Raw genomic sequence first — 23,978 nt, 5'->3', positions numbered from 1 at the left:
TATTAAAATGCTTTTACAGAAATGAAAAAAAGTAAGCTAGCAGAATTTGACAACGAACAAATTGAAAGAGTTGTCAGCATGGCACAAGAGGAAAGAAAACCTTTTGAAGTGATTAAGGAAGAATTTGGGTTAACCGAGAATGAAGTGACCGAATTGATGCGAAAAAGATTGTCTAAAGATAATTTTGAACTTTGGAAAAAGAAAGCTGCCGGAAGCAAACCCAAACCCAAACCTATAATTGACGATTTCGATGATGAGTTAGATAGTAAATATTACATCAAAAATAAATTTGACTAAAAAGCGAAACTCCTGGAAACAGGAGTTTTTTATTGTACAATGTTAATCAAACCTCAAAAAAATAGGCCGATTGTAACTATTGGTTACATTTGTTGACTTATTTGAAAATTCAAACCTTTAGAAATGAAAAAACTAATTCTTAGTGCCTTTTTTGCTTTATCTGTTTTCAGTTTTAATGCAACTGCACAAAAAAAAGCTCCGGCTGCTGCCGAAGAAGTTAAAGTAGCTATTGACTTAAATCAGGTGAAAGACGATAAGGTAATGGTAACAGTAACGCCGCCAAAGTTGACGTCTAATGATATCGTATTTCATATTCCCAAAACAGTTCCGGGAACCTATTCTACCGATAATTACGGAAAACTGGTAGACGATTTAAAGGCCTTTGACAAAAGCGGAAAAGAATTAACGACTTCCAAAACCGATGATAATTCTTGGAAAATTAATAATGCTAAAACTTTAGCCAAAGTGACTTATTGGGTTAATGATACTTATGATGTTGAGGGAGGAGCCGGTTTCGGAAAAGAAATATTTTCACCGGCAGGGAGCAACATTTTAGAAGGCGCCAATTTTATGTTGAACAATCACTGTTTTGTCGGATACTTTGACAATAAAAAAGAAATTAAATACAATGTTACTATAAAACACCCAGCCACACTTTTCGGGGCTACTTCGATGGTAGATACAGACAAAAGTGATACTTCTGATAATTTTGTAGCGAATCGTTATTTTGACTTGGTGGATAATCCCATCATGTACTCCAAACCCGACTATCAAACTTTTACTGTGGACGGAATGGAGATTTTATTCAGTGTGTATTCTCCAACCGGGAAACATTCAGCCAAAACCTTGTTGCCTTATTTGGAAAAAACCATGCGGGCTCAAAAAGCTTTTTTAGGGTCGATTAATACCAATAAGCGTTATAGCGTTTTGTTGTATTTGTCTGATATGGAAAAGCCGGATGCGAAAGGGTTTGGGGCTTTAGAACACCATACTTCAACTACTGTTTGTTTCCCTGAAGCTATGCCGGAAGAATCTTTAGGCGAGCAAATCAAAGACGTGGTTTCTCATGAGTTTTTCCACACCGTAACCCCTTTGAGTATTCATGCCAAAGAGATTCAGTACTTTGATTATAACAACCCTAAAATGTCCAAACATTTGTGGATGTACGAAGGGGTTACCGAATATTTTGCCAATTTGTTTCAGGTTAACCAAGGTTTGATAGATGCAGATGAGTTTTATCAAAGAATGGCGGGTAAAATTAATAACGCTTCCAGCATGAACGATACCATGCCGTTTACTGAAATGAGCGCCAATGTTTTGGTTCAACCTTATAAAGATCAATACTTAAATGTGTATGAAAAGGGAGCTTTGATAGGCATGTGTATTGATATCATTATTCGTGAAAAAAGCAACGGAGCCCGAGGCGTTTTAGATTTAATGAAAAAATTATCCAAAGAATACGGCCCAAGTAAACCATTCAATGACGATGAACTTTTTGCCAAAATTACGGCACTTACTTATCCTGAAGTGGGCGAATTTTTGAACAAGTATGTAGCCGGAAAAGAGCCGATTCCGTATGACGTTTATTTTGCTAAAATGGGAGTGACTAAAGCTAAAATTGAAGTGCCGGGAATCCCGTTTCTCAAAGACCAGTCAACACCTTACATCTATGTAGACCAAAATAATAAGGAAATTAAAGTTCGCCCGGATATGGATTTGAACGCTTTCTTTACCACTTTGGGGTTGAAAGGAAATGATACTATTTTAGCCATCAATGATAAAGCCTATAATTTAGATAATATCTATGAAATGATTACCGAAAGTCAAGGTTGGAAAGACGGTGATGCCATTAGTGTCAAAATCAGAAGAGCCGGTGCAGAGCAAACACTCAATGGTACTGTAAAAACTACAACTATGGAAGTTGAAGGATACAAAATGACAGATACTTCTAAAGAAAAATTAAACACGGCTTGGTTGAAAGGCTAAACCGGTAAATAAACCTTTTTAAATCCTCAATTTGCCCGTCAGATTGAGGATTTTTTTAGTATTATTGCCAAAAAATTAACCATGTACAAATCATTGCTCGCTGTTTTTACAGTCCTTGTTCTAGCTTCTTGTTCCGAAAAAAAATCAACTAAAAATTTCGTGGTAACCGGAAACATCAAAGGATTGAAAAAAGGAACCTTATACATTCAACGTATAAAAGACACCACTTTAGTGGCAATTGATACAATCAAAATCAATGGGGATTCCCACTTTACCAGTGAGTTTAACTTACAATCGCCTGAGATGCTCTATCTGTTTTTAGATCGGGGTGTTACCAATTCTTTAGACAATAACATCTCTTTCTTTGCTGAAAAAGGGAAAATGAACATAGAAACTTCTTTAGACTTTTTTACTGCCGATGCCAAAATCACCGGTTCTAAAAATCAGGAATTGTATGATGAATATAAAAAAGTGATGTCTCGTTTTAATGATACCCAGTTGGAACTTATTGAAAAAAGAATAAAAGCCTACCAGTCCAAAAAGACCGACGAGCTTCCCAAATTAGAAGCACAGCAGGACAACAATCAAAAAAGAAAATACCTTTATACGATCAATTTTGCTGTAAACCATGGTGATTACGAAGTGTCTCCCTATGTGACTTTGTCTGATATATATGATGTCAATTTAAAATACCTGGATACCATCCAAAAAACAATGTCACCTAAAGTAGCTAAGTCTTTGTATGGTAAAAAACTAACAGCCTATTTTAACGCAAGAAAACAAGCCGGGAAATAATGTATTTTTGTTTATTAGCTGAAATAAATGAAAGACATTCTATTAATAACGCCTCCCTTTACCCAACTCAATACACCTTATCCGGCTACAGCATACCTGAAGGGTTTTTTGAATACCAAAAACATTTCGGCTTTTCAAATGGATTTGGGCATAGAAGTGATACTACAATTGTTCTCCAAACAAGGTTTGACGGATTTGTTTCAAACTACTGCAGCTAAAACCGAATCATTTTCTGAGAATGCGGCACGTATTCAGGCACTACAAAATGATTACATTAAATCCATAGAAGCTGTTGTCGAATTTCTTCAGGGAAAAAACCAAACCTTAGCACGCCAGATTTGCAGCGGAAACCTTCTTCCCGAAGCTTCCCGTTTCGAACAACTAGAGGATATGGAATGGGCTTTTGGTTCTATGGGGATGCAGGACAAAGCCAAGCATCTTGCCACACTTTATCTTGAAGACCTCTCTGATTTTATCGTTGAATGTGTTGACGAAAACTTCGGATTCAGCCGCTACGCTGAGCGTCTTGGCAGAAGTGCCAATTCTTTTGACGAGTTGTACGCTTTCCTCCAAAATCAAGCTACTTACATTGACCATATTACATTAAAAGTTCTTCGGAATCGTTTGGAGGAAGTACAACCCAAACTCGTATGTTTCTCAGTTCCGTTTCCCGGTAATTTATACAGTGCTTTCCGTTGTGCTCAATACATAAAAATGCATTATCCAAACATAAGAGTAGCTATGGGTGGTGGTTTCCCAAACACAGAACTCCGAAGTCTTAAAGACCCCAGAGTTTTTGAATTCTTTGATTTCATCACATTGGATGATGGCGAATTACCCATAGAATTACTATGGAAAACCGTTTGCCAAACGGATGCTGCAGAAACACTTTTTAAAAGAACGTTTCTTTTGGAAAAAGATAGAGTGATTTATCGCAATGATTCACCAAAACCGGATTACAAACAAATTGAAGTTGGTACACCCGATTATTCCGATTTGTATTTAGATCAATATATTTCAGTCATAGAAGTGGCAAACCCAATGCATTCTTTGTGGAGTGATGGTCGCTGGAATAAATTAACCATGGCTCACGGCTGTTATTGGGGAAAGTGTACTTTTTGTGATATTTCTCTAGATTATATCAAATTGTACGAACCTGTAGCAGCCAAGACTTTAGTGGATAGGATGGAAGAAATGATAGCGCAGACAGGTGAATCCGGCTTTCATTTTGTAGACGAAGCGGCACCACCGGCTTTGATGCGTGAAGTGGCTCTTGAAATTCTCCGTCGAAAACTGACAGTGACTTGGTGGACGAACATCCGTTTTGAAAAAAGTTTTACCCGCGATTTATGTCTGTTGTTACAGGCTTCAGGTTGTATTGCTGTTTCCGGAGGATTGGAAGTGGCTTCGGACAGGTTATTGGACTTAATCAAAAAAGGAGTTACCGTAGAACAGGTCGCTCAGGTGACCCGAAATTTTACGGAAAGCGGCATCATGGTGCATGCGTATCTGATGTACGGATATCCAACACAAACCGTTCAGGAAACAGTGGATAGTTTGGAAATGGTTCGACAACTTTTTGAGGCAGGGGTTTTGCAATCCGGATTTTGGCATCAGTTTGCCATGACGGCACACAGTCCGGTTGGGATGTCTCCTGAAGAATTTGGCGTGATTCCACTAATGAACGACATTTTATTTGCGAACAATGACATTGAGTTTAAAGACAAAACCGGAATCAACCATGATAAGTTCAGCTACGGCTTAAAAAAATCGTTATTTAATTACATGCACGGTATTGGTTTTGACTACGACCTGCAAGACTGGTTCGACTTTAAAATTCCAAATACAACTATAGCTCCTAATTTCATAAGTAATTCATTAGAATTCAAAGAAGCTTTAATCAGCAAGCCTTCTGCCAGAATTATTTGGCTTGGTTCCAAACCAAAAGCAACAATATTTAGCAAGTACAAAAAAGGCCACTCTTGGGAAATGATGCAATTTGTATTTCACAACAAAATAACCCCTTTTGAAATTGTCGTAACAAGAGAGAATGGCGAGTGGTTGATGAAGATATTTGATTGGGTAAATGTACAAAATGAAAAAAAAATAACCTTCGCTCAACTTAAAGAAGATTATGAAGTTCAACTTGATGATTTTGAGTTATTTTGGTTTTCAAAACCCATGCAAACTTTGAAGGAACATGGCCTGCTAAGCCTTTAGTTTTGTAGTAAAGCACCGCTGTTTTTTCGATTCTTAAAAAATCTTAAGAATTCTCAGAGTAGGGTTTTTTTATCGTTATTTGTTTTGCCAACATAAAATCGATACAAGATTAGTTGGCTTGTTTAAGGCTAACCATTTGAAACCAAATAAAGATGAAAAAATTTGTAAAAATCTTAGCCGTTGTAATTGTTATAGGAGCTGTTGGTTTTTTCTCCGCTCGTTATTATGCTTACCACGGAGGGAAAAGAGATATTCAATCGGAAACGGCCGCATTTAACATCACTTCAAAAAATATCGTGGCTGAGTTTACTGCTGACGCAGACAAATCCAACAAAAAATATTTAGAAAAACCGGTAGCAGTTTCAGGTACAATAACCTCAGTTAACGGCAAAGAAATAATATTAGATAATTCAGTGAATTGTAATTTCACTACCGCAGATGCCTCTGTAAAAACTGGACAAGATGTTACAGTTAAAGGACGTGTAGTAGGTTATGATGACCTTTTGGGTGAGCTGAAACTAGACCAATGCAACCTTAATCAATAATAAATAAACTCAAATGAAATTAATTAAAATTGCGAGCTCGGCCTTGTTATTATTGGCATTCAACATGAATGCACAAGATAACTTAATGAATGAACTCGATTCCGTGCCCAAAGAAAAACAAGCAGTTTCTGCTGCTTTTAAAGGTTTACAGGTTTGTAACATGCAATCAACCAAACTGGCTGCCAAAAACGAATGGTATTTTTTAGTTTCCCACCGCTTTGGTGATTTGAAACAGGGAATTAATAACTTTTTCGGTTTGGATAATGCATTAACGAAAATTGGAGGGATTTATGGTGTTACCGACTGGCTACAATTGAGTGTCTCCCGCCATACATACAATAAAACATTTGAAACAGCTGTAAAATACAGACTGGCCAATCAAATAGAAGGTGGTTTTCCGGTAACTATCGTAGGATACAATACTATGGATATCAACGCATCAAAATTTGATAAAACATTATATCCTGATTTCAAACAATCTAACCGATTCGCTTATTCAAGTCAATTGCTTATTTCCAGAAAATTTTCCGATGCATTCTCGTTAGAAATCGCCCCGGTTTATATACACAAAAACCTTTATGACTTGGAACCCGGAACCGACAGAAAAGACCAGTTTGTTGTTGGAATGGGAGGACGTTATAAATTATCAAAACGAATCAGTTTCAATTTAGAATATGCTGCCCGTGTCAATGCTATGGAGCATGAATACTATCACAATCCTTTAACAGCTGGTTTTGATATTGAAACCGGAGGCCACGTATTTCAATTGGTATTCTCCAGCGCACAGTCAATGAATGATGTTGCTTATTTTACCAACGGTACCGGTAGATGGGATGCAGGAGGAAGTCTTTATTTTGGGTTTAACATGTACAGATCATTTTAATTATTTATGAAAACAGCAAAGTTTATTTTAGCAATAGTATTGGGAATATTTTTGACCTCTTGTGAATCAAATACATATTCGGAAGTCTTAGGAGCAGTGCCCAATCCAACCTATGAAGCAAATATCAAACCGTTAATGAGCGCAAAATGTACTTCTTGTCATGGAGTCGGAGGCACTGAGGAAGGATCTAAATTGGATACTTATGATGATGTTACCGCTTATTCAGAATCGATTATTTGCAGAATGAATGGGAATAGTTGTGGACTGTTGATGCCAACAGAAGGAAAACTGCCAAGTGCCCAAATCAAGATGTTTGAAGATTGGGTAGCTCAAGGAATGATTCAACAATAATAAAAAGAGATATGAAAAAGTTAGCAATTTTGGTAATGGTACTTTTGGTAAGCAGCATTACATTTTCTCAAAAAATGATTGCCAGAGCCGGTGAAATCAAATTCGATGCTACGGTTCCGGGGGCTATGGATGAAGTTATCGGAACGAATAAAACGGTGTCAAGTATTTTTGATAAAGCCACAGGTGAACTTGTAGTACAGGCTATGGTAAAATCATTCAAGTTCAAATCTCCTTTAATGGAAGAACATTTTAATGAAAATTACATGGAAAGTGATAAGCTTCCTAAGGCTACTTTCAAAGGGAAGGTCATTAATTATGATGCTAAAGCCGGAAGTTATGATGTAGAAGGAGATTTAACGATTCATGGAGTAACCAACAAAGTGAAGACTAAAATGACAATTGCTAATGAAGGAGGGAAAGTTATAATCTCCGGAGTCTTTACGGTAAAACTCTCCGACTATAAACTAGAAGTTCCGGCATTAGCCAAAAAGACTTTAGCGGAAACTGCAAAAATTACAATCAAATTACCTTTAGAAAATAAATAATATCATGAAAAAGACTTTACTGAAAATAACAACTGTATTAATGTTGTTTTGTTTTATAAGCCAAGTGAAAGCACAGACTGCCGGAACACTGACATTTACCTATAATCAGCCACAGCCCACAAGCCCATCTTTAAATCAAGGGGTTAAAAATGTTTATGCGGTTTGGATTGAAAGCAGCACAGGGACTTTTATTAAAACAAAATGTCGTTACACTTCGGTAAGTACAGATGATCATTTACCCACTTGGTCCAGTAAATGTGGTTGTGCCAATACCACTGTGGCAACAGGGAGTGCCTGTAATGTCACAGATGCCTTGACCGGAGCTACCAGAACATCATCAACTACACCAACCGCTTTTGGTGCCAAGTCTATTACTTGGGACGGGAAAAATGTGGTGGGTACCACTAATGGGACTACTGTAGCTGACGGAACGTATAAAGTATGGGTTGAGAGCTCATGGAATGATGGGGCCAATAACATCCACAATGAAATCAACAGCTTTGCATTCACCAAAAGTAATGTAGCTACTCATGCTACTTTCGCAGGGGATACCTATTTAAACACCATTGTGTTGGATTGGGTTCCTTCTGCCCTTGGAGTAGAGGATGTAAAAGATAAAGAACCTGCAGTGATTATCTATCCTGTGCCTTCTTCAGGAATTTTCAATTTGGATTTGAAAAATCAAGTGAGTGATATTAAGGTTTTTAATCTTTTAGGACAGATTATTTATTCGGAAAAGGTTACTAATAGTGTAATTGATACTACGAAACAAATCGATTTGTCAAACTTTGCGAACGGAAGTTATGTAATCAGCTTAACCAATGAGTTTGGAACTTCAAATTACGAAGTGGTTTTACAAAAATAATTTTGTTTCTCTATATTTTTTAAAGCATCTGTGTGAACAGATGCTTTTTTTATTCCTCTTCAACTTCAGTAATTAAGTCCTTTATTCCTGGAGTTTCATAAACGCGGTAATTTCCTTTCTCATCAGAATAAATTAAATAGGCTTGCAATTCAGTGTGCTTTTTTAAAAATTCCTGAGCTTTTTCTAATCCCATAACTAAAATTCCGGTGGCATTAGCATCGGACGAAATACATTCTTTGGAAAAAACAGATGCACTAAGCAGGTTGTTTTTGGTTGGATAGCCGGTTTTAGGATCCAAATGATGTGCATATTTGACACCGTCTTCCACGATAAATCTTCTGTAATTCCCGGAAGTGGCAATAGCCAGATTTTCAAGTTTGGCAACCGCTTTCAACGGATTGTCTGAAGTTTTATTATCAATAGGCTTTTCGATTCCGATTTTCCAATTTTCACCGTTTGGTTTTTTTCCTCGGGCAAATACTTCTCCTCCGATTTCTACAATATATGAGGTTATTCCTTTGGAATTCAAAAACTCGGCAACTACATCAACCGAATATCCTTGGGCAAAGGCATTAAAGTCAAGCGCTACCCTCGGGTCTTTTTTTATTATTTTTTTGCCTTTTAATTCAATCAAATCAAAGCCAACAAACGCCAGTATACTGTCAATTTTTACTTTTTCAATTTTTTGTTTTTTTCCGGGACCAAAACCCCATGCATTGACCAGCGGGTAAACGGTCGGGTCGAATGCACCATTAGTGTTTTTCCAAACTTCTTTGGCTTTTTTAAAACAAGTGATAAAATATTTATCAACTTTTACATATGGTTGATTGGTATTTATTTTGGAAATGATAGAGTTAGGATTATAAGTTGAAACTGATAAATCGAATTTTAGTAAAAGTTCATCAATTTCAGCTTGCAGGTTTCTGTTTTTTTTATCAAAATAAGTGATGTGATAGGTCGTTCCTTGCGCTTTTCCTTCAATCTTAACGGGTTCATTTTGAGCGTTTATCGAAAAGATTCCCGATAAAAGTAAGAGTGTTAAAAAAGGTATTTTGTACATATGGTTTTTATATTTTCATTAAATTTAAAGATACAATATAAATCCCGAAAGCAGTTTGTAATCTGCTCTTTTTTCGAATTTAAAGTGTTATTTAAGAGAACTAATGACTTGATAACTTGTTAATTTCTTTTATATGATATCTGTGAAATAATACTTATTTGGTTTATTTTTAAAAAAATATAATATTCATTGAATGACACTTAAAAAGACATTTCCCAAAATTCTTTGGTTAATTATCTCCTCGAGTATATTTTTTATTATACTTTATTTTGCCTTGTTCTATTACACTAAAAAGGCAGAGAAACAAGTTTATAATAATTCTGTAGAGCAGTTTGAAAATGAGGTTAATAAGTTGCTCGAGGTCAATTCAAAACCAATTTTAGTTGCAATTAACAATGATACGAATTGGGATGAATTCGTTAGCTTCATAAAGACAAAAGACGCACATTGGTACAATGAAACCATAGGGAACGAGTTGAATATTTACGAAGCAGACTATTTAGGAGCTTATGATGCCGATAAAAAATTCATCATCCGCACACCAACACCTAAAATTAAAACGCTTGATTTTATTCCTCAACAGGAAATGGATTTACTTGATAAAAAGGGGATTAACCGCTTTTATATGAAGATTCCGGAAGGATTTGTTGAGGTTACCGGTGCTGCAATTCATCCTTCCAATGATCCGCTGAAAAATAAAACGCCGACCTCAGGCTACTTTTTTGCTGTTAGGTTAATGGATCAGCAGTTTCTAAAAAATCTTGAAAAGCTCACCAGTTCTGAAATTCAGTTGATGGATTCCAATCAGATTTTACCGGGAGAGAAAAATAAAATTCACTCTTTGTTTGATTTAAAAGATTCAGAGGGACGATTTGTAGGAGCGCTTTTATTCAAACGAAATTTTGATGTTTATTTTGAAAATACGACTAACCTGTTGTATGTTATTATTGTTGCTTTTTTTATAAATCTTTTGGTGAATTTAATTTATACCCGTCGATTGGTTTATTATCCGTTGGATTTGGTGAGAAGAGCTCTGGAAACAGGTAATCGTAAGGCTATCAGAGAATTGAAAAAAACTACCGGAGAATTTAGTTATATCGGAAATTTGTTCGAAGAGAACAGCAATCAGAAAATTGAATTAATCAATGCTAAAATCAAGGCGGAAGAAAGCGATCGCTTAAAATCCTCTTTTTTGGCCAATTTATCGCATGAGATTCGAACACCAATGAATGCTATCAATGGTTTTACAGAATTGATTATTAATACAGACGTTAATGAAACAGAGAAATTAGAGTATTTGAACGTGATTGAAAAAAGCGGAAAAAATTTAGTTTCCATCATCGATGATTTGATTGAAATGTCCAAAATTGATTCTAATCAGATTATCCCAAATTATGCAACGGTTAATTTGGAATCTTGTGTCAATGAGCTTTATGAAACCATTAAAATTACCATTAAAAACAAAGCAATTGATTTTAAACTGATAAAATCAAATAAACCGGCAGAGTTTAATATCATCACAGACGATATTAAACTGAAACAGGTAATCATTAATCTGCTTACCAATGCTATCAAATTTACAGATCAGGGAGAAGTAACTTTTGGATATGAAATTGATGAAGCGAATGAGTTAATCAATTTCACAGTAAGGGATACCGGTTTAGGAATTGACGAAGACCATCACAAAAATATTTTTGATCGTTTTAAGCGGGTTGACAGCGATATTTCTGTCAAAGTTGGTGGACTGGGTTTAGGTTTGGCTATTTCTAAGGCATACGTTGAATTGCTTGGCGGTACAATCAGTTTGTCATCAAAAGTAGGAGAGGGCTCTGTGTTTTATTTTTCTATTCCGTTGAAATATGCTAAGGTTGAGCATATTGTTGTAAAACAGGTAAATACCATCGAAACGAACAAGTCGGAAGAGCAAGTAATTTTGATTGCTGAAGATGATAATATTAATTTCTTACTGTTTCAAAAGATGATGCAAAATACTAATTTTAAAATCATCAGAGCTATCAATGGTCGGGAAGCGGTGGATATTTGTCTCAATAATCCCAACATTGATTTGGTATTGATGGATATCAAAATGCCGCTGATGGACGGTTTCGAAGCTTTGGAGCAAATCTTACCTATGCGGCCAACTCTACCAATAATTGCTCAAACTGCTTATTCTTCTTCAGATGATAAATTAAAAATTGAAGAAGCCGGATTTACAGATTATATCACAAAACCGCTTAACAGAGAACGATTGTTTGAATTGATAGATAAATACCTATACAAAGAGAAAAGACATGAAACTTAAAATCAGCACATTTGTTGTGATGATGAGCTTCTTTTCGAGCTTCTGTTTTTCACAGGAAAAAGAGTCAATATCTGACACAACCAATTTGGTTAAGGAAAAAAAGCTCGAATTAACATTGGACGTGGTCAGTCGATATCTTTGGCGGGGTCAGTGTTGGGGTGGTGATTATGTTGCTGTTCAGCCAACAATTCAATATGCCGTTACACCAAAATTGTCGTTAGGCTTTTGGGCAACCACTAATTTTAAGAAAGATTATTTTTATCCTGATGGCGAGACCGCATATAAAGGATATCAGGAAATTGATTTTTACGCGACTTATCAAATCAATGATTATCTGCAATTCCAGCTTTGGGATTACTATTGGCCTTCAGTAAGTAAAGTGGAAGGAGTGAATAACCGTTTTTTTAACTATGGGACAGATGGTGTAAAAACAGTAGATGCTATGCTCTTTTTTGATTTTTCGGAAGGTTATAAATATCCGTTTAACGCTACCATAAGTACATTGATTGCGGGAAATGATTATAGGTATGACAGTAACGGAGAAAACCCCAAACAGAATTTCACGACTTATCTGGAGTTGGGTTATACATTCACATTATTTGAAAAATCATCCGGGAAAGCGTTTCAGAATATCGAATTGTCACCGATTATTGGAGCGGTTCTTAATAATAAAGCCCAGTATTATTCGTATGCTGATACTGACGAAGTTTCCTTTGTGAATTTGGGAATCAAAGTAATGAAAGAAATTGATTTAGGGAAAGGCATCACCATGCCACTGTCTTTAAATTACATACACAATGGAGCCAAACATAATACGGAAACGTTTGGTAAAAACTTTTTAGTTGCCGGGATTAGTTTTTGTTATTAGTAAAAAAGCTCCGAACTTTAGTTCAGAGCTTTCATATTTTATACCGGTTCCCCATAAAGGTCAAACTCCGTAGCGTCCGTTATCTTTACATTGACAAACTCACCTGTTTTGACATAAAATTTAGCGGCATCTATTAATACCTCATTGTCAACATCCGGACTGTCAAATTCTGTTCTTCCAATAAAATGTTGTCCTTCTTTTCGGTCGATAATGCATTTGAAAGTTTGTCCGATTTTTTCCTGATTCAAATCCCATGAAATTTGAGACTGTAAATCCATGATTTCTGCAGCACGGGCTTGTTTTACTTCTTCCGGAACATCGTCTTCTAATGCATAGGCGTGGGTGTTTTCTTCATGAGAATAAGTGAAACAACCCAAGCGCTCAAATTTCATTTCTTGTACCCAATCGCGCATTGTTTCAAAATCTTCCTGAGTTTCTCCGGGATAACCAACGATTAATGTTGTTCTGATAGCCATTCCGGGAACCGCTTTTCTGAAGTCTTGCAATAACTTTGTCGTTTTCGCTTTGGTGGTTCCTCGACGCATTGATTTTAAAATAGTATCTGAAATATGCTGTAATGGAATATCGATATAGTTACAAATCTTTGGCTCTCGTTTCATCAAATCCAACACATCCATAGGGAATCCGGTTGGGAATGCGTAGTGCAATCTAATCCATTCTATACCATCCACTTTTACAAGGTTCTCTAATAATTCAGCCAGATTTCTTTTTTTGTATAAATCCAAGCCGTAGTAAGTCAAATCTTGAGCAATCAATATCAATTCTTTTACTCCGTTTTTGGCCAACCCTTCGGCTTCTTTTACTAATTTTTCAATGGATTGGGATACGTGTTTTCCTCTCATAATAGGAATGGCACAGAAACTGCAAGGGCGGTCACATCCTTCGGCAATTTTTAAATAGGCATAGTTTTTAGGAGTGGTGGTCAATCGTTCTCCAAGCAATTCGTGTTTGTAGTCCGCTCCAAGGGCTTTCAATAAAAGAGGAAGCTCTGTCGTGCCAAAATATTGGTCTACATTAGGAATTTCTTTTTCCAAATCAGGACGGTATCTTTCAGATAAACAGCCGGTAACAAAAACTTTGTCAACAATCCCTTTGTCTTTTTTATCCGCATATTCAAGTATGGTGTTGACCGACTCAGCTTTGGCATTATCAATAAAGCCACAAGTGTTAATCACAACAATGTTTCCTTCTTGTTCATGTACTACATCTTTACCGCTGGCTTTGAGTTGGCCCATTAAAACCTCACTGTCATAAGTGTTTTTGGAGCATCCCAGTGTGATAACATTAATCTTGTTTTTCTTTATGGATTTCGTTCTCATAGAATTGAAAATTGGAGAGCAAAAGTACTGTTTTATTTCAAATGAAATTGATCTCTTGACTATTAAAATAAAAAACCACTTCTTCAGAAGTGGTTTTTTATTTTAGAAATTAATAGAATAACTGATGACAATATTATTGTTATACCTGTTAATTCTCGCCGGATCAGACATTCCTGATGAAACTAGAAGTTGATTCATGGCTCTGTGTTCATAAGAATAAGCCAAGTCTAATTTGCTTTCGCCAAAATTATAACCAACTCCCGCAGAATAGCCGGTTAAGTCACCAAAGATTTGATCTGTTTTGTAGGGGCTTTGGTCAAAATGATACCCGCCTCGTAAAGAAACTTGCTTGATTTTGTATTCGCCGCCCACTCTGACTTCAAGAGCATTATCTAAATAATTGGCCATATATTGGTTGAGACCGTTTGGCCCCCCATAAGGATACTCATTTTTAGGTTTAAATCGCGTTACGCTATAATCCTTGGTAGAAACATCTATGCTTAATAAACCTCTCTTACCAAAAAGATAAGCCATACTTCCGGTCCATTTTGAAGGAGTTTGTACTTTATAAGGAGCATAAACATTAGTGATTTTAGGGTCAGCAACATAAGTATTGGTCACTGAATTATTGGTGTAATCTGCTTCCAAATATTGTGTCAATTCATCTGTCAGACGATACCAGGTTGGTGATTCATAGGATAAACCAACTCGGAACTGAGGGACAATCTTAACAATAGCACCTAAATTGAATGAAAAACCGGAGCCAAAGGTGTGGAGCTCATTGTCAAATCGAATATAGGAAACTCCTGTTGTGGCTTCGCTGTCATTTGACTCACGTAAAGAAGTTCTTTTGGTATAATCGGTAAAATGAGCATTAATGTTTAAACCTAGAAACAATAGGTCTTTGTATTGAGTGGCAAAATTCCCGACAATTTTCCCGTTGTAACCTGTTGAAGTGAGATAACTGTCTTGGTAATAATGGGCTGCAGAAGCATTACTGGTGTAACCATTTTGTCCGGGGTTAAATAAATAGGCAGTATAACCTAAATAGGCTTGTTGAGCCTGGAATCCTCTAACATTAGGATAGCTTGAATCGGGTAAGGTGCCTAAATAATCATACAAGTCATAAAAGCTTTCGCCTGGCTGATTTACCAATAATTCCAAAGGAATTCCGCCGTTTGTATTGGCTTGATTGACAAAATAATTTGCAATGGAATTGTAAGGATTGGCTCCTGCCGCTACCATGCTGTTGTTATAGTTATTTGCATTTTCATAATTGAAAGCAACGGCAATTTTTTTCCAATCAGTATTGCCGTTAGTATCATTAAATACAAAAACAACACCTGCTTGGTTCATGTCTAATGAACTGTCTGTGTCTTTCGTGCGTGATCCCCAATATAATGAGCTGTTTTTGGTATTATTGATGCTTATTGTAGCAGTCGCATAATTGTTGTTGAAGAAAAGTGAGCCGGCTGGGTTTTGATTTAAAGCTGACAAATCGCCTCCCAATGCTCCAAAAGCACCTCCCATTGCCCTGAATCTTGCAGTGCCGGTAATATTGTCAACAGCCAATCGTAAGGCATCTTCCGGAGTTGTCTCTTGGGCATGTAATGATAAAAAAGAGAACCCGGCCAACAGTAGTAAAAAGTTTTTTCTCATGGTTAATTTTAATCTGAATCGAATGCTGCTATTTTTTATCTTCTACCTCCGCCACCTGACGATCTTCCACCACCACCGTAGCTTCCACCTCCGCCACCATAGCTTCCTCCGCCATAATTGGAACGTCCTCCTCCTGAATTTGTGCTTGGAGTATAAGTACGAACCGGTGACGATTCTGTTCTAATTGAACTTCTTGGTGTTGAAGTGCTTTGATTATAAGTTCGGGGAGAAGGGTTTGAATAAGTGCGCACAGAAGAGTTAGAATTACTTCTGGTATTGTTATAATAAGTGTTTTGAGAACTTCTAGGCGAAGAGAATGAGCTGTTTCTTGCACCTGAAAAATTTGTAGAGGTTAGACGACTATTGCTGTATCTATTGCTGGCATATCGGTTGCTTATGCCAAAACCGTTTCCGTAAGCGCCACCTCTTCTTCCTCCGTTATAATAATGGTTGTAGTAGTTACCACACCAATTGTTATATCCATAATAACCGCCATACCAACTTGGTCCGTACCAACCCGGCCCGTACCAACCGCCCCAACCTATACTCCAGCTGGGTCCGTACCAACTGTTCCAACCCCAGCCCCAATAAGGACCCCAGCCCCAATAACTGCCGTACCAATAGTTGTTCCAATAGTTGTAACCCCAATTGTTATCATAAACATTAACGGTTACTGTTTGAGGATTGCTTCCCCAACTTGCATTATTGGCGTTATAACTTTCGGTTTTAGCTACAGTATCGTTTGCGGTGCTGTAGTTGTCAACATTAGTAACTATTTCTGGATTTTGGTTTAAATTGCTAAAGTACTCCTGATACTTATTACTTTGTGCGTTGTCTTTGTTAGAGGTGTTTTGCGCATTGCCATAAACACCATCTCCGTCATAGTAAGAACTGTTTTGATAGGATCCACATGAAGTAATGGCAATGGCAAGAAATCCAAGTAGGGAATAAATGGATAATCTTCTGCTGGAAAAATAATAAGTTTTCATATCTATAGCATTTTTATTGTTGGACTATACAAAAATAGTTAGTTTTGCCGAACTATTTAGTTAAAAAAAGTTAAACAATTTTTATGCCAAACTATTCATTATGAGTAAGAATTTAACAAAGAGAGCGGAAGATTATTCCAAATGGTATAACGAGCTGGTAGTTAAGGCTGATTTAGCCGAAAATTCCGGAGTCAGAGGTTGTATGGTTATCAAACCGTATGGCTATGCTATTTGGGAAAAAATGCAGGCAGAATTAGACAGTATGTTTAAAGAAACAGGACATAGTAATGCCTATTTTCCTCTTTTTGTGCCCAAAAGCATGTTTGAAGCTGAAGAAAAGAATGCAGAAGGATTTGCCAAAGAATGTGCTATTGTCACTCATTATCGTTTGAAAAATGATGAATCCCGTCCCGGAAAATTAATGGTAGATCCTAATGCTAAGTTGGAAGAAGAATTAATTGTTCGTCCCACTAGTGAAGCTATTATTTGGTCAACCTATAAAAATTGGGTGCAATCATACAGAGATTTACCTTTGTTAATCAATCAATGGGCTAACGTGGTGCGTTGGGAAATGCGTACCCGTTTATTTTTGAGAACAGCCGAGTTTTTGTGGCAGGAAGGACATACCGCACATGCCACTAAGGCAGAAGCCATTGAAGAATCGGAAAAAATGATGCAGGTATATGCTGATTTTGTCGAAAACTTTATGGCAATTCCCGTAATAAAAGGATTAAAGACCGAAACCGAGCGTTTTGCCGGAGCGGAAGAAACCTATTGTATCGAAGCATTAATGCAAGATGGTAAAGCATTGCAGGCGGGAACCTCACATTTCTTAGGGCAAAATTTTGCCAAAGCTTTCGATGTGAAATTTGCGAATCAGGAAGGAAAACAAGAGCACGTTTGGGGAACTTCTTGGGGAGTTTCAACCCGATTAATGGGGGCTTTAGTAATGACGCATTCGGATGATAATGGGTTGGTGTTGCCACCAAACTTAGCGCCAATTCAGGTGGTGATAGTGCCGATTTTTAGAACAGATGAAGAATTTGAAGCCATAACGGCTGCGGCTCATGATTTAATAGCTCAGTTTAAGAAGTTGAAAATCTCAGTTAAATTTGATAACAGAACCACACAAAAACCAGGATTCAAGTTTGCGGAATGGGAGTTAAAAGGTGTTCCGGTTCGTATTGCTATTGGTCCTAAAGATTTAGAAAACGGTACTTTTGAAGTGGCTCGTCGTGACACATTGACCAAAGAAGTCATTGCGAAAGAAGGAGCTGTCGCTTATATTAATGATTTGTTGGAACAAATTCAGAAAGATTTATTCAATCGCGCATTGGATTTCAGGAATGAACATGTCACTGAAGTGAATTCATTTGAAGAGTTCAAAGAAGTGCTTGAAAACAAAACGGGATTTGTATCTGCTCATTGGGACGGAACTCCGGAAACAGAAGAGAAAATCAAGGATTTGACCAAGGCTACCATACGTTGTATTCCTTTGAATCAGGTAAAAGAAGAAGGAAAGTGTATTTTTTCAGGAGGCAAATCGACTGGTAGAGTGTTGTTTGCAAAAGCCTATTAATAAAAAAACACAAAAAAATTGTTGCGCTCTTGCGGGATTGAAAAATAGTTGTATTTTTGCAACCGCAATTTTAAGCAAAGATGGCCCGTTCGTCTATCGGTTAGGACGCCAGGTTTTCATCCTGGTAAGAGGGGTTCGATTCCCCTACGGGCTACTAAATATCAAGGCTTAAAATTGGCCCGTTCGTCTATCGGTTAGGACGCCAGGTTTTCATCCTGGTAAGAGGGGTTCGATTCCCCTACGGGCTACAAATTAGTTGTAAATTAGTTTTATAAAATAAAAGTTCAGTGTCTCGGATTTTTGTTTTATTAGTTAAAACCAAAGTGATTATTTTAATTGTGGGAGGTTTTTCTTTTTTAACTAATATTTTATATTAATTACAATTAAATTAAAAGAAAATGGCAAATCATAAGTCAGCTTTAAAAAGAATCAGAAGCAACGAAAAGAAAAGAGTGTTGAACAGATACCAACACAAAACCACTCGTAATGCAATCAAAGCATTAAGAATGGCTACAGATAAATCTGAAGCTTCAGCAAAATTATCTGTTGTTATTTCTATGATTGACAAATTAGCAAAGAAAAATATTATCCATGATAATAAAGCTGCTAACTTAAAATCTAAGTTAACGAAACACGTGGCAAAGTTATAATCTGACTTTGTTTAACTCAATAAAAAAAGCACTCAATATTTGAGTGCTTTTTTATTTTGCGCATATTTCTGTGTTTTAGGCTAATTTTTCTTTGAGTTCTTCGAGCATTTCTTTGGTAATAGGTTTAGACATGAAATCCAGCACTACAGCGTACTTTTTAGCCATGTCTACGTCCTGCGGGTCAATAGTAGAAGAGAGCACAATAAACTTTGCTTCTTTAAAAATATCCGGATAACCGTTTTTCTGGTAGGCTTCTAAGAATTCCCAACCATTCATTATGGGCATGTTTAAATCCAGTAAGGTCAATCGCGGATAGGAATTGTCTGCGGGCTGCTGCTCTGCTAAGGAACTAAAATAGGCAATGGCTTCTTCGCCGTTCTGTGCGGTAATTATTTCTTTGGCAAATTCCACTCGTTCAATTACTTTTTTACAAAGCATGAGCGTTATGGCATCGTCATCTACACAAAAAATCTTATCTAACATTTACTTAATTGTTTTTAAAAATGATGGTGAAAGTGGTTCCTTTTCCTATTTCGCTTTCTACAGTAATGGTACCACCCATGGCTTCTACTTGTGATTTGACCAAATACAATCCCAATCCTTTGCTGTCCGGATGATTGTGAAAGCGTTGATACAAACCGAAAATTTTGTCTTTGTTGCGGTGTAAATCAATTCCAATTCCATTGTCTTTAAAGGTTAGTACCAAGTTATCGTCAACCACTTTTGAAGATATAGTGACTCTCAACTGCCGGTTTTCTGCTCTGTATTTTATGGAGTTGGTCAGTAAATTTAGAAAAATACTTTCTAAATACGATTTGTTGATATTTAAAATAGTGACTTCTTCCAAGTCGATTTTTAAAATTGGTTTGTGCAGGCTAATCAGGAAGCTCAATTGATTAAAGACATTTTCAAAGATCTCTTTGATTAAAACCTTTTCTTTTTCTATAGAAGGATTGTCTTTGATGATGACTACTTTCACCAAATCATTAATCGTCTCATTCAGCAAGTGGGTTGATTTAGAAAAACCACTAATGATTTCTTTCAATTCCGGATCTTCTATCGTCATGTCGTCCAACAGATTCAGCAATCCGGTTAAGTTGGATAGTGGCGCTCTTAGGTTGTGGGATGTGATATAAGAGAATTGTTTTAAATCTTTATTGTTTTGGGTCAGTTCTCGGATAAGTTGTTCTCTTTCTTTGTCTCGTTCCTTCTCTTCCGTAACATCTCGCTGTATCGAAATCCAGTGCGAGTGTTCGCCGTCTTTGTTGGTTACCGGAATCATAGAGAAATTCACCCAAAATTCTTCTTTGTTTTTTTTGTAACTGATGGTTTCTACAAAACATTCTTTGTATTCCTGAATGGCCGTTTTCAGTTTGTCGAATTCCATGATGTCCGATTTTGGACCAAAGAACATGGCCGGCGATTTGCCAATCACTTCCTCTGCCGGATAACCGGTCATATCGGTGAAGGCCGAGTTGACGAAGATGATATTCGGGATTACATTTTCTGAGGTATCAATATCGGTAATCATTACCGCATCTTTCGTTTGGGTAATCACCGTTTCCAACAAACGCAGTCGTTGCTCTTCTTCTTTTTGTTTGGTAACATCTTGAATGGCTCCAATCATACGAATGGGTTTGCCGTCTTTGTCTTTTACCAGAAATCCCCTGTCAAAAACATATTTGTAGGAACCATCGGCACACTGAAAACGGTATTCGTCCTGCCACTTTTCGGTTTTTTGTTCTAAAAACGAATACAGTTTTACCGACATCTTTAAGCTGTCTTCCGGATGGATGCGGTCGAACCACCATTTTGAAGTTTTACCAACATCTTCTTTCGCATAACCAAAAACGCCCTGAATCCCTTTGTTCCATAAAAAACTGTCTTCTTCAATTTTCCAGTCCCAAATAGTGTCACTCGTGGCTTTGGCTACAATATCATAACGTTCATTCGATTCTATAATCTCGTTATTGGTTTCCTGTAGTTTTTCAAATATCGATTTGTTTTTTTTATCGTTGTTGTACAGGATGTACTTGAAAAACAGACTTGAAAACAATATCAGCACTAAATCTTTGATGTAGCTGTATTTTAAAACAATTTTAGTCGTTTCTTCAATGGGAGTATTGGCTGAAAAACTGATTACAAATTTGTGACCTACTACAGCCACGAACAATAGTATAAGTACGTAGGTTAATGTTATTTTATTTGAATTGTTTTTCATCAGTTCAAATATATATATTTTCAAACTACTTTTAAAATTTGAATAAAAACTTATCAAGTATTTTATAAACTTCCATGGCTGCTTTATTAAAGTGTAAACTAATTTGTTATTGGTTTTTTATCTGAAAATAAAGTGTACCTTTGCACCCACAAAAAAGCACACATGGAATCTATCAGAAACATTGCAATTATTGCGCACGTTGACCACGGTAAAACCACCTTGGTTGACAAAATTATGTACCACTGCCAACTCTTTCGCGAAAACGAAAATACAGGTGATTTAATTCTTGACAACAACGACTTAGAGCGTGAAAGAGGAATTACCATTACCTCTAAAAACGTTTCGGTGGTATACAAAGGAACCAAAATCAATATCATCGATACTCCGGGACACGCCGATTTTGGTGGGGAAGTAGAGCGTGTATTGAACATGGCTGACGGAGTGTGTCTTTTGGTTGATGCTTTTGAAGGGCCTATGCCGCAAACGCGTTTCGTATTGCAAAAAGCCATCGACTTGGGATTAAAACCTTGTGTGGTAATTAATAAAGTAGATAAAGAAAACTGTACTCCGGAAGAAGTACACGAAAAAGTATTCGACTTGATGTTTGAATTGGGCGCAGAAGAATGGCAGCTTGATTTTCCTACGGTATACGGTTCGGCCAAAAACAACTGGATGTCTGACCACTGGGAAAATGTAACGACCAATATCGAGCCTTTACTAGATATGGTAGTGGCCAATGTACCGGCTCCTAAAGTATCCGAAGGGACTCCTCAAATGTTGATTACCTCTTTAGATTTCTCTTCCTTCACCGGACGTATCGCCATCGGTCGTTTGGAAAGAGGCGTGTTGAAGGAAGGAATGCCAATCTCATTAGTAAAAAGAGACGGTAAAATATTAAAATCAAGAATCAAAGAACTACATACTTTTGAAGGGTTAGGCCGTAAAAAAGTAACCGAAGTGATTGCCGGAGACATTTGTGCTATCGTAGGAATCGAAGGTTTTGAAATTGGTGATACGGTTGCTGATTTTGAAAATCCGGAAGCCTTGCAAACCATCGCTATTGATGAGCCAACCATGAGTATGTTGTTTACCATCAACGACTCACCGTTCTTTGGGAAAGAAGGTAAGTTTGTAACTTCACGTCACATCAAAGATAGATTAGCTAAAGAATTAGAAAAAAACCTAGCGCTTCGTGTTGCCGATACTGATTCTGCCGATAAGTTTATGGTATTTGGCCGTGGTGTATTGCACTTATCGGTTTTGATTGAAACCATGCGTCGTGAAGGCTATGAATTACAAATTGGGCAGCCACAAGTAATCATTAAGGAAATTGATGGAGTAAAATGTGAGCCAATCGAAGAATTAACCATCGACTTACCGGAGCACGTTTCCGGAAGAGCCGTAGAGTTTGTTTCGGTTCGTAAAGGCGAAATGCTTTCTATGGAAGGGAAAGGCGATCGTATGATTATCAAATTCAACATCCCGTCACGCGGTATCATCGGGTTGCGAAACCAATTGTTGACTGCTACTGCCGGAGAAGCCATCATGGCACACCGTTTTATTGGTTACGAGCCTTTAAAAGGGGACATTGCAGGCCGTATCAACGGATCGTTAATCTCTATGGAAAACGGAAAAGCCATTCCGTATTCTATCAATAAATTACAGGATCGCGGTAAATTCTTTGTTGATCCAAACGAAGACATTTACGAAGGTCAGGTAGTAGGAGAGAACTCCCGTGGCGATGATATGACAATTAATATCACCAAAACCAAGCAGTTGACGAACTTCCGTTCTGCCGGTGCCGACGATAAAAACAAAATCGTTCCGGCCATCAAGTTCTCTTTGGAAGAAGCCTTAGAGTACATCCAAAAAGATGAGTATGTAGAGGTAACGCCTAAGTCGTTGCGTTTGCGTAAAATCTATTTGAACGAAAACGACCGTAAACGTTTTAAAATATAATTGCAGTTGCAATAAAGAAAAAAGCCCCGAATTATCGGGGCTTTTTTCTTTAATTATTATAGTACTGCCGTTGCCATATCTCGGTATTAAAGTTCTTACCCATCATAAAAAAGTAATAGGCAAATACCGCAAACACCGATTTAAAGGCAAACAGAAAAATAATAACTGAAGCCATCGGTACCGATTTGCTCAATTTAGTTTCAGGAACCAATAAGGTTATCAGAATGCTCACTATAATGCTGAACAGTGTGAAATTCCACAAGTTCTTCAGCGGCAATACCAGTAATTTTCGGAACGTATTGATTTCTTTACCCCATTGGTGTACCAAATAGTAATAGTCATTTCCCATTGGTACAAACAGCAAAGGGTCATCGTAATTCAGCAAATGAAAAGCTTTACTTGGCGCAATAATTTTAAAACCTTCCAATGTGGTGTTGTGGTCCCGCTCCATTGCTCTGATTTTTGAAATGGCTTCTTCAGGTATGGTATTTTTAAAGAGATGACTGTCCAGAAACCGCAATCGGTAATCAATACAGATGGTTTTGATTTGTTCCAAATGAAAAATCTTATCGGCTTCCAGGAGTTCCAACTGCAGGACATTAGTATTTGTGGAACTTTTTGAATGTAAAGCCTCGGCAATTTGACGACGCTCGGTTTCATTTTCGGCCAAGATGGCGGCTACTTCTTCCAAAATTGCAGCTTCCGATTTAAATTTTTTACGGGCTGACAATAATTCTTTTTCCAAATGTAACGGATTCTTCAGCATGACTTGATACGGTTTAAGGAGTTGGCATGATGGAGGTTAGGAAGTCTAAAGTACAAAAATATGAGATAAGATAATCAAAACCAGGCTAGAAATTGGGG

At 37.1% G+C, this 23,978-nt stretch carries 21 protein-coding genes and 2 tRNA genes; 16 read left to right on the top strand and 7 right to left on the bottom strand.

What is annotated here, in order from left to right; genetic code table 11:
• Positions 1-21 precede the first annotated feature (21 nt).
• From ACSVH6_RS09280 to ACSVH6_RS09240, 9 genes are all read left to right on the top strand, one after another.
• Complete coding sequence (locus ACSVH6_RS09280) at positions 22-297, top strand: TIGR03643 family protein (protein ID WP_438077762.1); 276 nt, start codon at positions 22-24, stop codon at positions 295-297.
• Between the two features lie 123 nt (positions 298-420).
• Positions 421-2,283: a peptidase M61 gene (locus ACSVH6_RS09275; RefSeq protein WP_438077760.1), complete on the top strand. Its 1,863-nt coding sequence runs from the start codon at positions 421-423 to the stop codon at positions 2,281-2,283.
• Between the two features lie 81 nt (positions 2,284-2,364).
• On the top strand, positions 2,365-3,078 hold the full coding sequence (locus tag ACSVH6_RS09270) for a DUF4369 domain-containing protein (RefSeq protein WP_438077758.1): 714 nt from the start codon (positions 2,365-2,367) through the stop codon (positions 3,076-3,078).
• 27 nt (positions 3,079-3,105) lie between these two features.
• Entirely contained in the window at positions 3,106-5,298 is a 2,193-nt protein-coding gene (locus tag ACSVH6_RS09265; protein ID WP_438077756.1) for a B12-binding domain-containing radical SAM protein, read from the top strand.
• 152 nt (positions 5,299-5,450) lie between these two features.
• Positions 5,451-5,843, top strand: coding sequence for an OB-fold protein (locus ACSVH6_RS09260; protein ID WP_438077754.1), 393 nt, complete (start codon positions 5,451-5,453; stop codon positions 5,841-5,843).
• A 13-nt stretch (positions 5,844-5,856) separates the two neighbouring features.
• Complete coding sequence (locus ACSVH6_RS09255; protein ID WP_438077752.1) at positions 5,857-6,726, top strand: DUF5777 family beta-barrel protein; 870 nt, start codon at positions 5,857-5,859, stop codon at positions 6,724-6,726.
• Between the two features lie 6 nt (positions 6,727-6,732).
• Positions 6,733-7,077 carry a hypothetical protein gene (locus ACSVH6_RS09250; protein WP_438077750.1) on the top strand — a complete coding sequence of 115 codons (345 nt, stop codon included), beginning with the start codon at positions 6,733-6,735 and terminating at the stop codon, positions 7,075-7,077.
• Positions 7,078-7,088: 11 nt separating this feature from the next.
• Positions 7,089-7,622 (top strand): YceI family protein, encoded by a 534-nt coding sequence (locus tag ACSVH6_RS09245; RefSeq protein WP_438077748.1) that lies wholly within the window; start codon positions 7,089-7,091, stop codon positions 7,620-7,622.
• A 4-nt stretch (positions 7,623-7,626) separates the two neighbouring features.
• Positions 7,627-8,487, top strand: coding sequence for a T9SS type A sorting domain-containing protein (locus ACSVH6_RS09240; RefSeq protein WP_438077747.1), 861 nt, complete (start codon positions 7,627-7,629; stop codon positions 8,485-8,487).
• 49 nt (positions 8,488-8,536) lie between these two features.
• Here ACSVH6_RS09240 and ACSVH6_RS09235 read toward each other — a convergent pair whose 3' ends face one another.
• On the bottom strand, positions 8,537-9,547 hold the full coding sequence (locus ACSVH6_RS09235) for an FAD:protein FMN transferase (RefSeq protein ID WP_438077745.1): 1,011 nt from the start codon (positions 9,545-9,547) through the stop codon (positions 8,537-8,539).
• 193 nt (positions 9,548-9,740) lie between these two features.
• Between ACSVH6_RS09235 and ACSVH6_RS09230 the strand changes: the two genes are divergently transcribed.
• Together ACSVH6_RS09230 and ACSVH6_RS09225 are read left to right on the top strand one after the other, a co-directional pair.
• Positions 9,741-11,849, top strand: a complete 2,109-nt coding sequence (locus ACSVH6_RS09230; RefSeq protein ID WP_438077742.1) for an ATP-binding protein — start codon at positions 9,741-9,743, stop codon at positions 11,847-11,849.
• Positions 11,839-12,717, top strand: a complete 879-nt coding sequence (locus tag ACSVH6_RS09225; RefSeq protein ID WP_438077740.1) for a TorF family putative porin — start codon at positions 11,839-11,841, stop codon at positions 12,715-12,717. Before ACSVH6_RS09230 ends, ACSVH6_RS09225 begins: the two co-directional genes overlap by 11 nt.
• A gap of 38 nt (positions 12,718-12,755) precedes the next feature.
• Here the strand turns inward: ACSVH6_RS09225 and rimO are convergent, their stop codons facing one another.
• The 3 genes from rimO to ACSVH6_RS09210 all read right to left on the bottom strand — a co-directional run bounded on the left by rimO (position 12,756) and on the right by ACSVH6_RS09210 (position 16,705).
• Complete coding sequence (gene rimO / locus ACSVH6_RS09220) at positions 12,756-14,057, bottom strand: 30S ribosomal protein S12 methylthiotransferase RimO (RefSeq protein ID WP_438077738.1); 1,302 nt, start codon at positions 14,055-14,057, stop codon at positions 12,756-12,758.
• Positions 14,058-14,159: 102 nt separating this feature from the next.
• On the bottom strand, positions 14,160-15,716 hold the full coding sequence (locus ACSVH6_RS09215; RefSeq protein WP_438077736.1) for an OmpP1/FadL family transporter: 1,557 nt from the start codon (positions 15,714-15,716) through the stop codon (positions 14,160-14,162).
• A gap of 35 nt (positions 15,717-15,751) precedes the next feature.
• A complete protein-coding gene (locus tag ACSVH6_RS09210) occupies positions 15,752-16,705 on the bottom strand; it encodes a hypothetical protein (RefSeq protein ID WP_438077734.1) in 954 nt (317 codons plus the stop codon).
• 100 nt (positions 16,706-16,805) lie between these two features.
• Between ACSVH6_RS09210 and proS the strand changes: the two genes are divergently transcribed.
• From proS to rpsT, 4 genes are all read left to right on the top strand, one after another.
• Complete coding sequence (gene proS / locus ACSVH6_RS09205; RefSeq protein ID WP_438077732.1) at positions 16,806-18,284, top strand: proline--tRNA ligase; 1,479 nt, start codon at positions 16,806-16,808, stop codon at positions 18,282-18,284.
• Between the two features lie 82 nt (positions 18,285-18,366).
• Positions 18,367-18,438: transfer RNA gene (locus ACSVH6_RS09200), tRNA-Glu, on the top strand.
• 22 nt (positions 18,439-18,460) lie between these two features.
• A tRNA-Glu gene (locus ACSVH6_RS09195) sits at positions 18,461-18,532 on the top strand.
• Between the two features lie 150 nt (positions 18,533-18,682).
• Positions 18,683-18,934 (top strand): 30S ribosomal protein S20, encoded by a 252-nt coding sequence (gene rpsT / locus ACSVH6_RS09190; protein WP_131475973.1) that lies wholly within the window; start codon positions 18,683-18,685, stop codon positions 18,932-18,934.
• A gap of 75 nt (positions 18,935-19,009) precedes the next feature.
• On the opposite strand, the gene ACSVH6_RS09185 is transcribed toward rpsT, so the two are convergent.
• A complete protein-coding gene (locus ACSVH6_RS09185) occupies positions 19,010-19,417 on the bottom strand; it encodes a response regulator (RefSeq protein ID WP_438077730.1) in 408 nt (135 codons plus the stop codon).
• Positions 19,418-19,421: 4 nt separating this feature from the next.
• Positions 19,422-21,155, bottom strand: coding sequence for a PAS domain-containing sensor histidine kinase (locus ACSVH6_RS09180; protein ID WP_438077728.1), 1,734 nt, complete (start codon positions 21,153-21,155; stop codon positions 19,422-19,424).
• A gap of 162 nt (positions 21,156-21,317) precedes the next feature.
• Here ACSVH6_RS09180 and typA point away from each other — a divergent pair, with 162 nt between their 5' ends.
• Positions 21,318-23,114 (top strand): translational GTPase TypA, encoded by a 1,797-nt coding sequence (typA, locus tag ACSVH6_RS09175; protein WP_438077726.1) that lies wholly within the window; start codon positions 21,318-21,320, stop codon positions 23,112-23,114.
• 49 nt (positions 23,115-23,163) lie between these two features.
• On the opposite strand, the gene ACSVH6_RS09170 is transcribed toward typA, so the two are convergent.
• Positions 23,164-23,880, bottom strand: coding sequence for a hypothetical protein (locus tag ACSVH6_RS09170; protein ID WP_438077724.1), 717 nt, complete (start codon positions 23,878-23,880; stop codon positions 23,164-23,166).
• Between the last annotated feature and the right edge of the window lie 98 nt (positions 23,881-23,978).

It is taken from the genome of Flavobacterium sp. XGLA_31 (genome assembly GCF_051547105.1).
Taxonomy (GTDB): domain Bacteria; phylum Bacteroidota; class Bacteroidia; order Flavobacteriales; family Flavobacteriaceae; genus Flavobacterium.
This window is presented reverse-complemented; position numbering and strand designations above follow the sequence as displayed.

Coding starts and splice junctions, on each gene's coding strand:
- ACSVH6_RS09270 (WP_438077758.1), top strand. CDS start 2,365: ATGTACAAATCATTGCTCGCTGTTTTTACAGTCCTTGTTCTAGCTTCT.
- ACSVH6_RS09255 (WP_438077752.1), top strand. CDS start 5,857: ATGAAATTAATTAAAATTGCGAGCTCGGCCTTGTTATTATTGGCATTC.
- ACSVH6_RS09235 (WP_438077745.1), bottom strand. CDS start 9,547: ATGTACAAAATACCTTTTTTAACACTCTTACTTTTATCGGGAATCTTT.
- rpsT (WP_131475973.1), top strand. CDS start 18,683: ATGGCAAATCATAAGTCAGCTTTAAAAAGAATCAGAAGCAACGAAAAG.
- proS (WP_438077732.1), top strand. CDS start 16,806: ATGAGTAAGAATTTAACAAAGAGAGCGGAAGATTATTCCAAATGGTAT.
- ACSVH6_RS09245 (WP_438077748.1), top strand. CDS start 7,089: ATGAAAAAGTTAGCAATTTTGGTAATGGTACTTTTGGTAAGCAGCATT.
- ACSVH6_RS09225 (WP_438077740.1), top strand. CDS start 11,839: ATGAAACTTAAAATCAGCACATTTGTTGTGATGATGAGCTTCTTTTCG.
- ACSVH6_RS09240 (WP_438077747.1), top strand. CDS start 7,627: ATGAAAAAGACTTTACTGAAAATAACAACTGTATTAATGTTGTTTTGT.
- ACSVH6_RS09275 (WP_438077760.1), top strand. CDS start 421: ATGAAAAAACTAATTCTTAGTGCCTTTTTTGCTTTATCTGTTTTCAGT.
- ACSVH6_RS09180 (WP_438077728.1), bottom strand. CDS start 21,155: ATGAAAAACAATTCAAATAAAATAACATTAACCTACGTACTTATACTA.
- ACSVH6_RS09170 (WP_438077724.1), bottom strand. CDS start 23,880: ATGCTGAAGAATCCGTTACATTTGGAAAAAGAATTATTGTCAGCCCGT.
- ACSVH6_RS09210 (WP_438077734.1), bottom strand. CDS start 16,705: ATGAAAACTTATTATTTTTCCAGCAGAAGATTATCCATTTATTCCCTA.
- ACSVH6_RS09280 (WP_438077762.1), top strand. CDS start 22: ATGAAAAAAAGTAAGCTAGCAGAATTTGACAACGAACAAATTGAAAGA.
- typA (WP_438077726.1), top strand. CDS start 21,318: ATGGAATCTATCAGAAACATTGCAATTATTGCGCACGTTGACCACGGT.
- ACSVH6_RS09230 (WP_438077742.1), top strand. CDS start 9,741: ATGACACTTAAAAAGACATTTCCCAAAATTCTTTGGTTAATTATCTCC.
- ACSVH6_RS09250 (WP_438077750.1), top strand. CDS start 6,733: ATGAAAACAGCAAAGTTTATTTTAGCAATAGTATTGGGAATATTTTTG.
- ACSVH6_RS09260 (WP_438077754.1), top strand. CDS start 5,451: ATGAAAAAATTTGTAAAAATCTTAGCCGTTGTAATTGTTATAGGAGCT.
- ACSVH6_RS09265 (WP_438077756.1), top strand. CDS start 3,106: ATGAAAGACATTCTATTAATAACGCCTCCCTTTACCCAACTCAATACA.
- ACSVH6_RS09215 (WP_438077736.1), bottom strand. CDS start 15,716: ATGAGAAAAAACTTTTTACTACTGTTGGCCGGGTTCTCTTTTTTATCA.
- ACSVH6_RS09185 (WP_438077730.1), bottom strand. CDS start 19,417: ATGTTAGATAAGATTTTTTGTGTAGATGACGATGCCATAACGCTCATG.
- rimO (WP_438077738.1), bottom strand. CDS start 14,057: ATGAGAACGAAATCCATAAAGAAAAACAAGATTAATGTTATCACACTG.